Source organism: Bordetella genomosp. 13, assembly GCF_007679965.1.
GTDB lineage: Bacteria > Pseudomonadota > Gammaproteobacteria > Burkholderiales > Burkholderiaceae_B > Bordetella.
In genome coordinates, this window is the sequence record NZ_VEHL01000012.1 from 1 (window position 1) to 12,639 (window position 12,639).

The 12,639-nt window shown below is 67.7% G+C and carries 13 protein-coding genes; 8 read left to right on the forward strand and 5 right to left on the reverse strand.

Features of this window, described 5'->3' with window-relative positions; genetic code table 11:
* Window positions 1-166: 166 nt before the first annotated feature.
* Window positions 167-844, reverse strand: a complete 678-nt coding sequence (locus FS845_RS23955) for an alpha/beta hydrolase (RefSeq protein ID WP_144640277.1) — start codon at window positions 842-844, stop codon at window positions 167-169.
* Between the two features lie 16 nt (window positions 845-860).
* Entirely contained in the window at window positions 861-1,412 is a 552-nt protein-coding gene (yjgA, locus tag FS845_RS23960) for a ribosome biogenesis factor YjgA (RefSeq protein ID WP_144640280.1), read from the reverse strand.
* Window positions 1,413-1,473: 61 nt separating this feature from the next.
* Here yjgA and pmbA point away from each other — a divergent pair, with 61 nt between their 5' ends.
* From pmbA to erpA, 6 genes are all read left to right on the forward strand, one after another.
* Window positions 1,474-2,841, forward strand: coding sequence for a metalloprotease PmbA (gene pmbA, locus FS845_RS23965; RefSeq protein WP_144640283.1), 1,368 nt, complete (start codon window positions 1,474-1,476; stop codon window positions 2,839-2,841).
* Between the two features lie 258 nt (window positions 2,842-3,099).
* Complete coding sequence (gene rplM, locus FS845_RS23970) at window positions 3,100-3,528, forward strand: 50S ribosomal protein L13 (protein WP_144640286.1); 429 nt, start codon at window positions 3,100-3,102, stop codon at window positions 3,526-3,528.
* Between the two features lie 9 nt (window positions 3,529-3,537).
* Window positions 3,538-3,930: a 30S ribosomal protein S9 gene (gene rpsI, locus FS845_RS23975; RefSeq protein WP_066131685.1), complete on the forward strand. Its 393-nt coding sequence runs from the start codon at window positions 3,538-3,540 to the stop codon at window positions 3,928-3,930.
* Between the two features lie 182 nt (window positions 3,931-4,112).
* Window positions 4,113-5,177, forward strand: coding sequence for an N-acetyl-gamma-glutamyl-phosphate reductase (gene argC / locus FS845_RS23980; RefSeq protein WP_144640289.1), 1,065 nt, complete (start codon window positions 4,113-4,115; stop codon window positions 5,175-5,177).
* Between the two features lie 38 nt (window positions 5,178-5,215).
* Window positions 5,216-6,088 carry a DUF6776 family protein gene (locus tag FS845_RS23985; RefSeq protein ID WP_409929332.1) on the forward strand — a complete coding sequence of 291 codons (873 nt, stop codon included), beginning with the start codon at window positions 5,216-5,218 and terminating at the stop codon, window positions 6,086-6,088.
* A gap of 64 nt (window positions 6,089-6,152) precedes the next feature.
* Window positions 6,153-6,524, forward strand: a complete 372-nt coding sequence (erpA, locus tag FS845_RS23990) for an iron-sulfur cluster insertion protein ErpA (RefSeq protein WP_144640294.1) — start codon at window positions 6,153-6,155, stop codon at window positions 6,522-6,524.
* A 208-nt stretch (window positions 6,525-6,732) separates the two neighbouring features.
* Here the strand turns inward: erpA and FS845_RS23995 are convergent, their stop codons facing one another.
* Together FS845_RS23995 and FS845_RS24000 are read right to left on the reverse strand one after the other, a co-directional pair.
* On the reverse strand, window positions 6,733-8,001 hold the full coding sequence (locus FS845_RS23995; RefSeq protein WP_260986428.1) for an anhydro-N-acetylmuramic acid kinase: 1,269 nt from the start codon (window positions 7,999-8,001) through the stop codon (window positions 6,733-6,735).
* Window positions 8,002-8,015: 14 nt separating this feature from the next.
* Window positions 8,016-9,431, reverse strand: coding sequence for a M23 family metallopeptidase (locus tag FS845_RS24000; protein WP_144640297.1), 1,416 nt, complete (start codon window positions 9,429-9,431; stop codon window positions 8,016-8,018).
* A gap of 253 nt (window positions 9,432-9,684) precedes the next feature.
* On the opposite strand from FS845_RS24000, the gene tyrS reads away from it, so the two are divergent.
* Window positions 9,685-10,914: a tyrosine--tRNA ligase gene (gene tyrS, locus FS845_RS24005; RefSeq protein WP_144640300.1), complete on the forward strand. Its 1,230-nt coding sequence runs from the start codon at window positions 9,685-9,687 to the stop codon at window positions 10,912-10,914.
* A gap of 33 nt (window positions 10,915-10,947) precedes the next feature.
* Window positions 10,948-11,604, forward strand: coding sequence for a YbhB/YbcL family Raf kinase inhibitor-like protein (locus tag FS845_RS24010; RefSeq protein ID WP_144640303.1), 657 nt, complete (start codon window positions 10,948-10,950; stop codon window positions 11,602-11,604).
* 58 nt (window positions 11,605-11,662) lie between these two features.
* Here the strand turns inward: FS845_RS24010 and FS845_RS24015 are convergent, their stop codons facing one another.
* Window positions 11,663-12,532 carry a LysR substrate-binding domain-containing protein gene (locus tag FS845_RS24015; protein ID WP_144640307.1) on the reverse strand — a complete coding sequence of 290 codons (870 nt, stop codon included), beginning with the start codon at window positions 12,530-12,532 and terminating at the stop codon, window positions 11,663-11,665.
* Between the last annotated feature and the right edge of the window lie 107 nt (window positions 12,533-12,639).

Here is a 12,639-nt window from a genome sequence, read left to right on the forward strand (position 1 = left end):
CCGACGGCCTCACTCTGCCCTCGGATACAACCCTCCTGCCTCCAGGCTCGGGGTAAACAACCTATTGAAACTCGACAGCTAGCGCGCCGGGTCAGCGGCCTGCGGTTGGTGCGGCCCTGTTCGCCGCACCTCGCGCACCAGGGCCGCGGGATGCCCTGGCCGCGCCTTAGCGCATGACGCTGGCCAGGAACTGCGCAATGTCGCCTACCTGGGGCGCGCACACCGAGTGCGGCATGGGATAGGTGTGCCAGCGCACGTCGTAGCCCAGCGATTGCAGCATGTGGCGCGAGGCCTCGGCCCGCGCCAGCGGCACGACCGGGTCGTACAGGCCATGCGCCATGTAGATGGGCGTGGACTGATTGGCCGATTGCCGTTCCGACGTGGCCGTCTCGGCCAGCGGCAGGTAGCCCGACAGCGCGACCATGCCGGCCAGCTTCTCGGGCAGGCGCAGGCCCGTGTGCAGCGTCATCGCGCAGCCTTGCGAGAAGCCCGCCAGCACGATGCGTTCGGTCGGGATGCCGCGCTCGTTCTCGCGGCGCAGCAGCGCGCGCACCGCCAGTTCGCTGGCGCGGATGCCGTCGCCGTCCTCGCGGCGCACCAGGTCCTGGCCCAGGATGTCGTACCACGAGCGCATCGCCATGCCGCCGTTGATGGTGACCGGCTGCACGGGCGCGTTGGGGAACACGAAGCGCACCGCCGGCGGCAGCACCGCCTGCAGTTCGGGCACAATGGGCGCGAAATCGTTGCCGTCCGCGCCCAGGCCATGCAGCCACACCACGGCGTGCGTGGGATTGGGGGCGGTCTCGATCTCGATGCAGTCCAGCAGGGGCAGGTCGGTGGTCATGGGCAGCTATGAAGAATCAGGCGGTCAGCGACTTCAGGGCCTGGAACAGGGCGCGGTATTGCTTGCGCTGCGGTTCCTGGTCCTGCGTCAGCGCGGCGTTCTGCTGCGCTTCCTTGCGGGCGGCACGGATGACGGCGCGCAGGTGCTGGATGTCGGTGTTCGGATATTCCTGCAGCAGCTCCGTCAGCACGTCGTCGTCGGCCAGCAGGCGCTCGCGCAGGTTCTCCAGGCGGTGCATGGCCGCGGTGTCTTCGCGCGAGCCGTTGCGCCACGTGTCGAGCTGGGCGCGGATGACGTCGGCCGGCGCGTCGCGCATCAGCTTGCCCACGAAGTGGGTCTGGCGGCGCAGGCCTTCGCGGCTGGTGGTGCGCTGCGCCTCGCGGATCGCCTCGTACAGGCGCTCGGCCAGGGGCAGCTGCTTCAGGCGGTCGGGCGACAGCGCGATCAGCTCCTTGCCCAGGTCGAGCAGGGCGTGCAGCTCGCGCTTGACCTGCGATTTGCTGGGGCGGTCGTAGCCGTTTTCGTCGAAACCGTCGTCGTCGACGGAATCCGGATGGTCGGAATGCATGGAAAAAAGCAGGTGGTAGACGGACTTGGCTATGATAACCGTCTCTGCAAATTGGACTGCAATGGTCAACTCTTCCTCTTCCCTGCCGGTGGCCGCGAATCACGCGCGTTTCAGCGAACTCGTCGAGAAGGTGCTGGACTACGCCCGGCGCGCCGGCGCCAGCGACGCGGTGGCCGAAGTCTCCGAAAGCCTGGGCCTGTCCGTCTCCGTGCGCAAGGACGACATCGAGACCGTCGAACAGACGCGCGACCGCTCGCTCGACCTGACCCTGTACGCCGGCCAGAGCCGCGGCTCGGCCTCCACCTCCGATTTCTCCGACGAGGCCTTGCGCCAGACCGTCGAGGCCGCCTGGCACATCGCCCGGCACACCGCGGCCGACCCGGCCGCCGGCCTGCCCGACGCCGACCGCCTGGCCATCGGCGACTATCCCGACCTGGCCCTGCATTACCCGTGGCCCGTGGGCACCGAGGCCGCCGCCGAACTGGCGCTGCGCGCCGAGCGTGCCGCGCGCGATGTCGATCCGCGCATCACCAACACCGACGGCGCCAGCGTGGGCACCTACGAAGGCCAGTTCGTCATGGGCAACACCCGCGGCTTCCTGGGCGGCTATCCGTATTCGCGCCACAGCCTGTCGGTGGCGCCCATCGCCGGCCGCGGCAACAACATGCAGCGCGACTACTGGTACACGTCCGAGCGCGATCCAGCCAGGCTGGCCTCGCCCGAGTCCATCGGCCGCTATGCCGCCGAGCGCACGCTGTCGCGCCTGTCGGCCCGCCGTATCCGCACGGGCAAGTTCCCGGTGCTGTTCGAGGCGCCGCTGGCCCTGGGCCTGCTGGGCGCCTTCACCCAGGCCACCAACGGCGGCGCGCTGTACCGCAAGGCCAGCTTCCTGCTCGACGCCCTGGGCAAGCCGGTGTTCGCCGACCACATCGACGTGGCCGAGGATCCCCACGTGGTGGGCGGCATGGGCAGCTCGCCGTTCGACGACGAGGGCGTGCGCACGCAGGCCCGCAGCGTGGTGTCGGGCGGCGTGCTCGAAGGCTACTTCCTGTCCAGCTACACCGCGCGCAAGCTGGGCATGCCCACCACCGGCAACGCCGGCGGCTCGCACAACCTGTCGCTCACGTCGCGCCTGACGCGTCCCGACGACGACTTCGAAGCCATGCTGCGCAAGCTGGGCACGGGCCTGCTGGTCACGGAGCTGATCGGGCAGGGCGTCAACTACGTCACCGGCGACTACTCCCGCGGCGCCTTCGGCTACTGGGTCGAGAACGGCAGGATCCAGCACGCGGTGCAGGAGATCACCATCGCGGGCAACCTGGCCGACATGTTCCGCGCCCTCGCGGCCGTGGGCGCCGACACGATCGCGCGCGGCACCAAGCGCACCGGCTCGATCCTGATCGAGCAGATGTCGGTGGCGGGGATCTGACCACCACGGCTCGCGTCGCGGATTCCGGTAAGGGCGTCCCCGTTTGATCGGGCGCCCTTTGTGCTTTTGCCACACGCCTTGCGCAAGCTTTGAACAGGCGTGCTAGAATGATCGACTTTCCCTATTCACGACTTTGGCACGGGCGGTTAATAACGCTTTGGCAGGATCGTCGGCAGTCTGGCAAGACATGCCTTTGAAGAGGGAGAAGGGCCCAGCCGATTTCCGGCGGGCTTTCACCTGAATGAACTAGGAACCATCATGAAGACCTTTGTGGCCAAGCCGCATGAAGTCCAACGTGACTGGTTTGTGATCGACGCCAAGGGCAAGGTCCTCGGTCGTGTGGCCAGCGAAGTCGCACACCGTCTGCGTGGCAAGCACAAACCTGAATTCACGCCGCACGTTGACACCGGTGATTACATCATCATCGTCAACGCTGCCGATATCGTCGTCACGGGTAACAAGTCGCAGGACAAGAAGTACTTCCGCCACACCACCTACCCGGGCGGTATCCGCGAAACGAACTTCGAGAAGATGCAGCAGCGTTTTCCCGGCCGCGCCATCCAGAAGGCCGTCAAGGGCATGCTGCCCAAGGGTCCGCTGGGCTACGCGATGATCAAGAAACTCAAGGTGTACGCCGGTGCCGAGCACCCGCACACCGCTCAGCAGCCCAAGCCGCTGGAATTCTAAGGACACGCCATGATCGGTAACTGGAATTACGGAACCGGCCGTCGCAAGACCTCGGTGGCTCGTGTTTTCATCAAGAAGGGCACCGGCAAGATCGTCGTCAACGGCAAGCCCGTCGACGAGTTCTTCGCTCGTGAAACCGGCCGCATGGTCGTTCGCCAACCCCTGGTCCTGACGGGCCTGGGCGAATCGTTCGACATCAAGGTCAATGTGCACGGCGGCGGTGAAACCGGCCAGGCCGGCGCGATCCGCCACGGCATCACGCGCGCCCTGATCGACTACGACACCGCGCTGAAACCGGCCCTGTCGCAAGCGGGCTTCGTCACCCGCGATGCGCGCGAAGTCGAACGCAAGAAGGTCGGCTTCCGCAAGGCACGTCGGCGCAAGCAGTTCAGCAAGCGCTAATGTCCCCCAGAAAGGCCGCGAAAGCGGCCTTTTTGTTTTTGGCGTCCTTTTTTCCGGATGCCAGCGGTACCCGGCGCGGAACCTCGCGCCGTCCCACCCGTCGGAAACGGGACGTTTGCGGCACTGCCGCAACGCCCGCATCCTGAGCGATACTATCGGTCTACGTTTTTGGGGTCCCTACCATGGCTCAAGCATCGAACTCCCGCATCAAGGTTGGCATCGTCGGCGGCACCGGCTACACCGGCGTCGAGCTGCTGCGCCTGCTGTCGCAGCATCCCCACGTCGAACTGGCCGCCATCACGTCCCGCAAGGAAGATGGCCTGCCCGTGGCCGACATGTATCCCAACCTGCGCGGCCGCGTCAGCCTGGCCTTCAGCGCTCCCGAGAAAGCCAATCTTGCCGACTGCGACGTGGTGTTCTTCGCCACGCCTCACGGCGTCGCCATGGCCCAGGCCGAAGAGTTGCTGGCCGCCGATACGCGCGTGATCGACCTGGCGGCCGACTTCCGCCTGCAGGACACCGCCGTGTTCGAGAAGTGGTACAAGATGCCGCACAGCTGCCCCGACGTGCTGGCCGAGTCCGTCTACGGCCTGGTCGAGCTCAACCGCGAGGCCGTCTCCAAGGCGCGTGTCATCGGCAACCCCGGCTGCTATCCCACCACGGTGCTGCTGGGCCTGGCTCCGCTGCTGGAAGGCGGCAAGCAGCTGATCGACGCCCAGACCCTGATCGCCGACTGCAAGTCCGGCGTGTCCGGCGCCGGCCGCAAGGCCGAAGTGGCCACGCTGTTCTCCGAGGCCTCGGACAACTTCAAGGCCTATGGCCTGCCCGGCCATCGCCACCACCCCGAAATCACCGCGCAATTGGAGAAGATCTCCGGCGGTCCGGTGTCGCTGACCTTCGTGCCCCATCTGGTGCCGATGATCCGCGGCATGTTCTCCACCATCTATGCCCGCATCCAGCCCGGCGCGCGCGACACCGACTTCCAGGCCCTGTACGAGCAGCGCTACGCCGGCGAGCAGTTCGTCGACGTCATGCCCGCTGGCAGCGCGCCCGAGACGCGTTCGGTGCGCGGCTCCAACACGCTGCGCATCTCGGTGCAACGCCCCAACAACGGCGACCTGCTGATCGTGCTGGTGGTCCAGGACAACCTGGTCAAGGGCGCCGCCGGCCAGGCCGTGCAGAACATGAACCTGATGTTCGGACTGCCCGAGGCTGCTGGTCTCGACCAGGTCGCCATCCTGCCGTGATGGCACGGGGAGGGCGCTTGCGCGTCCTCTCGTCGTAGATGCAGGATTCACACGCTTCATCGTCCCCCCGTCCGCGCTCGCCGCGCAGGGCGGCGCGTATCGGCTGGTTGGTCACCATACTGGGCGCAGGCATCGCGCTGGGCATCGGCATCGGCACGCGCTACGCGCAAGAGCCGCACAAGGGCATGGTGGTGCTGACCGAGGACCAGGCCCGCTCGCAGCGCATGACCATGCGCCAGCGCGAGATCGAAGTGCAGGGCCTGCGCGATCGGCTCGACACCGCCAGCGGCGAGCTGGCCATCGAGCGTGCCGCGCGCGTCGAACTCGAAGAGCAACTGAAGCTGTCGCAGGCCGAGGCCGGCCGCGCGCGCGACCAGCTGGCCTTCTTCGAGCAACTGCTGCCTCCCGGGCCCGAAGGCACGGTGGACGTGCGGGGTGCCGAGATCGAGCGTTCCGGCCCGGGCCTGGCCTATCGGGTGCTGTTGATGCGATCGGGGCGCGCCGGCGATGCGCTGTTCTCGGGCACGCTGCGTTTTCATGCGGTGGGCACGCTGGCGGGCAAGAGGGCCGAATTCGACCTGGCGCCGATGCACCTCAAGGAAGATGAGGCCGGCGCGAAGCCGGGCGCGGCAAAGCCCGGTGCGGGCGGCGCTGCTGCGAAGCCGGGCGCCGCACCCGCCAAATCTGCCGCCGCACCCGCCGCGGGATCGCCCGCCGCGGGATCGCCCGCCGCCGACAAGGCCGGCCCGTTGGCCGTGCAGTTCGAGCAATACCAGCGCAGCCAAGGCATGCTGGAGGTGCCGGCGGGATTTGTCCCCGAATCCGTCACCGTCAGCGTGCTGGAAGGCACCATGGTGCGGGCGTCGCGCACCGTCACTTTGATTTTGAGTCCGACGTCGCCTGGGCTATAGTGAACACATACGGGTGGCCCGCGCCGCCCCACCGAATTTGGCCTTCGCGGCCAGGAGTTTGATCATGAACGCTGTCACCGAAACCGTAGACCTGCAGGCCCCCCCGCCTGTTCCCCTCGTATTCACCGACTCGGCCGCCATCAAGGTTGCGGATCTGCTGGCCGAAGAAGGCAACCCCGAACTCAAGCTGCGCGTGTTCGTGCAGGGCGGCGGCTGCTCGGGCTTCCAGTATGGCTTCACGTTCGATGAAGTCGTCAACGAAGACGACACCGTGCTCGACAAGAACGGCGTGCAACTGCTGGTCGATCCGATGAGCTTCCAGTACCTGGTCGGCGCCGAGATCGACTACAAGGAAGACATCGAAGGCGCGCAGTTCGTCATCCGCAATCCCAACGCCACCACCACCTGCGGTTGCGGCTCCTCGTTCTCGGTGTAAGCACACCGGGCTTCGGCCTCGAATGAAAAACCCCCGCGCATCGCGAGATGCGCGGGGTTTTTTTTGTGGCTGCCGATCACACGGCTCGCATTGAAGGGATGGTGCGCATGGCACCGGTCTACGTGCATGGTCCATGAGGGTCCCGGCGTAGCGGCAAACCGCAACGCTTACGCACCCGCGCTATCGACACGGTCCGCGCACGCTTCCTTCAACGCGGATAGAGCGCGCCCAGTACCCGCGCGGCCTTCGCGCCCGTCACCGCCGGCACGCTGGCCGGTATGCGGTCCACGTGCGCCTGCGCCAGCCATGCAAAGGCCAACGCCTCGACCCACTGCGCGGGCACGCCTTCGGTGTCCGTGGAGCGCACCGGGCGCTGCAGGTAATGGGCCAGGTCCTGCATCAACCCGGTGTTGCGGGCGCCGCCGCCGCACACCAGCACGTCGCGGGCATGCGGCAACGTGCGCTCCAAGGCTTCGGCCACCGTGCGCGCCGTCAGGCGCTGCAGCGTGGCCTGCACGTCGGCGGGCGACAGGGCAGGGCCGGCGTAGGCATTCAGGCGCTGCGCCAGCCATACGCTGTCGAACAGGTCGCGGCCCGTGGACTTGGGCGGGGGCAGCGCGAACCAGGGCTCGTCGTCGATGAGCAGGTCCAGCAGAGCGTCGCTGGCCTGGCCCGTGGCGGCCCAGCGGCCCTCGTCGTCGTAGGGCCGGCCAGTGTGCTGATGGCACCAGAAGTCCAGCAGCATGTTGGCCGGGCCGGTGTCGAAGCCGCGCGGCGGCTGGCCCTCGTCCAGCAGCGTCAGGTTGGCGATGCCGCCCAGGTTGAGCACGGCGCGCGGCTGCGTGCCGCCGAACATGGCGGCATGAAAGGGCGGCACCAGCGGCGCGCCCTGGCCGCCCGCCGCCACGTCGCGGCTGCGGAAATCGGCCACCACGTCGATGCCGGTCAGTTCGGCCAGCAGCGCCGGCGCGTTCAGTTGCAGGGTATAGCCCAGTTCGGGCCGATGGCGCACGGTCTGGCCGTGCGCGCCGATGGCGGTGACGTCGGCCGCGCCCAGGCCAGCCGAGCCGCCGTGGGCCGCGCCCAGGCTGCTGGCGCCGCTGCCAGCCGCGCCGCCGCCGGCCGCACCGCCGCTGGCCGCGCCGCCGCCGGCCGCGCCGATGTCCGAGCCAAACCCCGCACCCCGACCCGCTTGCGCCAGCAGCACGGTCACCGCCTCGGCATACAGCCGCGCCAGCTCATTAGCGGCCAGCGCGGCGCGGGCCAGTTCATCGGGGCCGGCGCGGTTGAGCGCCAGCAGTTCGTCGCGCAGCGCGTCAGGCATGTCCAGGCTGGCGCTGGCCAGCAGTACGGGCCGTGCGCCCGCGTGCAGGCGCACCAGCACGCCGTCCACGCCGTCGGTGCTGGTGCCCGACATCAGGCCAATGAAAAGACGGCCCGGGGCGTTGCCGTCCGGGCCGTCGATGGGGGTGGGCACGATCGCCGTCAGGATCAGCGCGACGCCAGGCTGGTGCTGCCTTCCGGCGCGGTCTTCTGCAGCGCGGTCAGCATCTCGATCTGCGCGCGGTAGGGCGCCACGGCCTGGGTGAACGCGCGGCGTTCGTCGGTTTCCAGCGTGCGGGCCACGGGCAGGTCGACGGCCAGCGGATCGACCGGGGTGTTGTCGACCCGGAACTCGTAGTGCAGGTGCGGGCCGGTGGCCCAGCCGGTGGAACCGACGTAGCCGATCAGCTGGCCCTGCGACACGTGCACGCCCTTGCGGATGCCTTCGGCCAGCGCGCTCTGGTGGCCGTACAAGGTGGAGTACTTGCCGTAGTGCTTGATGATCACCACGTTGCCGTAGCCGTTCTGCCAGCCGGCGAATTCCACCGTGCCGTCGGCCGTGGTGTGGATCGGGGTGCCGCTGGGCGCCGCGTAGTCGACGCCCTTGTGGCCGATCCAGCGCCCGTGGATCGGATGCATGCGCATGCCGAACGTGGAGCTGATGCGGCTGAACTTCAGCGCGGTGCGCAGGAAGGCGCCGCGCAGGTTGGTGCCTTCGAAGTCATAGTAGGCGCCCGACTTGCCGTCCGGGTTGAACCACACGGCGTTGTACGTCTTGGTGCCGTTGACGAATTCCACGGCCAGCACGCGCCCGGCGCCGGCATAGCGGCCGTCGTGCGAGCGGGCCTCGTACACCACGCGGAACTGGTCGCCCTGGCGCAGATCGCGCAGGAAGTCGATCTTGGAGCCCAGGATCTCGGCCATCTGCATCGTGATGGCATCGGGGATGCCGGCGGCGTCGGTGGCGCCGAACAGCGACGAACGGATGGTGCCCACCGCCACGCGCGTCTGCAGGTGGGTGTCCTCGCTGACTTCGCGGGCCTTGTAGCCGTCCTTGCCGTCGGTTTCCACGAACAGCATGCGCGTGGAGACCTGGCCGTCGTCCTCGGTGCCCGGGGTGTGGATGTAGCGCATCCACACCATGTTGCCGTCCTGGTCGACCGCGGCCTGCACGGCGCGGCCCGGGTACAGCTTGTAGATGCTGCGCGCGCTGGCATCGTGCGTGAGGAAGCTTTGCAGCTTGGGATTGTCGATGTCCAGGCGCTGCAGCAACGTGGCCAGCGTGTCGCCGCGGCGGATGCGGGTCTCGTTGATGAAGGGCGCGTCGGTTTCGGCGCTGACCTGCATCTGTTCGGCTTGCAGCGGCATGGGGCTGTCCACCATGCGCATCGGGGGCAGTTCGGTGTGGTCCGGCTGTTGCACCATGCCCAGCGCGGCGGCGCCGGCGAACAGGGCAATGGCGGAGACCAGCAGCGTGCGCCGTAGCAGGGCGCCACCGCGGGACAGGGTTTGCTTGGGAGGGGCGATCAGGGGAGCCACCTTGTGTATGACGCTGCGCACCAGGCCGGCCGAACCACGAATCATCGCGAAAGACCCTCCTGGAAGCATGAATTTCTGGGTGCGACGGACCTGGGCGCTGCCCGGCCCGGCCTGTGCCGGACTAGGGGCGCGCCTCGGGTGTGGCGCAGTGGAAACAGCCATGGAGAACTGCAGAACAACTGTCATATGACAGTTGCGTATGATTAGGGCAGTATGCTAGCGGATTCGGATAGAATTTTCGACCGCTTTTTGTCGGATTTACACCTTTTTTGCACCCAGAGCCGCGGTAAAAATTACAATGTCTCAGCCTGACCCCACCCTGTCCCCCGAAGTCGAAGAAGCCCTGCGCATCACGCGCCGCGGCTGCGACGAACTTCTGGTCGAGGAAGAATTCGCCCGCAAGCTCGCCAGGAGCCGCGACACCGGGGTGCCGCTGCGCATCAAGCTGGGCCTGGATCCCACCGCGCCCGACATCCACCTGGGCCACACGGTGGTGCTGAACAAGATGCGCCAGCTGCAGGACCTGGGGCACAACGTCATCTTCCTCATCGGCGACTTCACTGCCACCATCGGCGACCCCAGCGGCCGCAATTCCACCCGCCCGCCGCTCACGCGCGAGCAGATCGAAAGCAACGCGCAAACCTATTACGCCCAGGCCAGCATGGTGCTGGATCCGGCCCGCACCGAGATCCGCTACAACTCGGAATGGTGCGACCAACTGGGCGCGCGCGGCATCATCCAGCTGGCCTCGCGCTACACCGTGGCGCGCATGATGGAGCGCGAGGATTTCACCAAGCGCTTCAAGGGCGGGGTGCCGATCTCGGTGCACGAGTTCCTGTACCCGCTGCTGCAGGGCTACGACTCGGTGGCCCTCAAGGCCGACCTGGAGCTGGGCGGCACCGACCAGAAGTTCAACCTGCTGGTGGGCCGCGAACTGCAGAAGGAATACGGCCAGGCGCCGCAGTGCGTGCTGACCATGCCGCTGCTGGAAGGCACCGATGGCGTCGAGAAGATGTCCAAGTCCAAGGGCAACTATATCGGCATCTCCGAGGCGCCCGACTCCATGTTCGGCAAGCTGATGTCGATCTCCGACACGCTGATGTGGCGCTACTTCGAACTGCTGTCGTTCCGCTCGCTGGACGACATCGCGGCGTTGCGCGCCGAGACCGAGAACGGCCGCAATCCGCGCGATGCCAAGGTCATGCTGGCCCAGGAAGTCATCACGCGCTTCCACTCGAAGCAGGCCGCCGAGGATGCCCTGGCGGCCTTCGAGGCGCGCTTCCGCGACGGCGCCATGCCCGAGGACATGCCCGAGGTGTCGGTGGCCGGCGCGCCCATGGGCATCCTGCGCCTGCTGCGCGAGGCCGGCCTGGTGGCCTCCAGCTCCGAGGCGCAGCGCAACCTGGAACAGGGCGGCGTGCGCGTCGACGGCAGTCGGGTCGACGACAAGTCGTTGCAATTGACGGCCGGCACTTACGTGCTGCAGGTCGGCAAGCGCAAGTTCGCCCGTGTTAACTTGGGCGGGTAGGAAGCGCCTACGGCATTTCTCCAGGAGTTGGACATGAAACTTTCGAGTCTTTCCTTCCAAGACGGCGAGTACATCCCCGAGCGCTACGCCTTCGGCCGGATCGATGCGCAGACGCACGTGGCGCTGGCCGACAACCTGAACCCGCAGTTCTCGTGGGACGACGTGCCCGAGGGCACCCAGTCGTTCGCCCTGATCTGCCACGATCCGGACGTGCCGTCCAAGCCCGACGACGTCAACCAGGACGGCCGCACCGTCCCCGCCGACCTGCCGCGCGTCGACTTCTTCCATTGGGTGCTGGTCGACCTGCCGGCCGACCTGCGCGAGATCGACGAGGGCGCGTTCTCCAACGGCATCACCCCGCGGGGCAAGGGCGGCCCGCTGGCGCCGATGAACGCGCGCCAGGGCCTGAACAGCTACACGCAATGGTTCGCGGGCGACCACGACATGGAAGGCGAGTACTTCGGCTACGACGGTCCCTGCCCGCCCTGGAACGACGCGCTGGTGCATCGCTACACGTACACGCTGTATGCCCTGGACAAGGCCTCGCTGGGCCTGACGGGCAGCTTCACCGGCGAGGATGCGCTCAAGGCCATCCAGGGCCACGTGCTGGGCCAGGCATCGGTCACCGGCACCTACACGCTGAATCCCGAGCTGGCGCCCAAGCAGATCGGCGCGACCACCGCCACCTGATCCGTCGCGGCCCTGGCGGCCACGCCGTGACGACGCCCGGACACGTGCCGGGCGTTTTTCATTGCGAGCCGTTCGCCGACAGGCGCAGGTTGGTCTTCAGCATGTCGTACACGTGGCGCGTCAGCGGGTTGATCAGGTCGCGCCTCATCCACAGGAAATAATTCACGTCGGGCAGGGGCGGCAGGCCGTCCTTCTCGCCCAGCACGCGCAGGTCCGAGCCCAGCAGCTCCACGCTGCGCGCGGTCACGCCCAGGCGGGCGCGCAGCGCCGCCTTGATGCCCACCAGGTTGGGCGCCACGTAGTTGGTCTGCCAGGGCACCTGATACTGCTCCAGCGTGCTCAGCGCGATGCGGCGGAAGATGCTGGGCTCGTCGGCCAGCACCAGCGGCACGGGCGCGTTGCTGTCGTGCACGTAGTCGGCCGAGCACAGCCACACGGTGGGAGAGGTGCGCAGCACCACGCCCTCGAAGTCCTGGTCGAAGCGGGTGGACACGGTCAGGTCCAGGTCGCCGTTGCGTAGCGCCGTCATCAGGTTCGGGCTGCGGTCCACGCGGATCTCCAGCTTGATGCGCGGGAACGTGCGGGCCACGTGCGTCAGCACGCTGGGCAGGATGCTGTCGGCCACGTCGTGCGGCGAGCCCAGGCGCAGCTCGCCTTCCAGCAGGCTGTCCTGCAACGAGCGCAACGCCTCGTCGTTGATCGCCAGCATGTGGCGTGCGTACGTGACCAGCTTCTCGCCGTGGCGGGACAGCTGCTTGTGGCGGCCGCGCTTCTCGAACAGCGGCAGGTCGACCAGGCCTTCCAGCCGCTGCATCTGCTGGGTGATGGCCGATTGCGTCTTGTGCAGGCTGTCGGCCGCCGCCGAGAACGAGTCGTGCTCGGCGATGGCGACCAGCGTGCGCAGCAGGTCCAGGTCCAGGTTGCGCATGGCGATCCTCGTCGGGCAGTCTTGCGGCAGGGGCCTGCCGGCGCCGTTGCGAGGGACGATGCAAGGCGGGCAGCCCCCCGGACCATAGCGCAAGCGGGGCGGCCTGC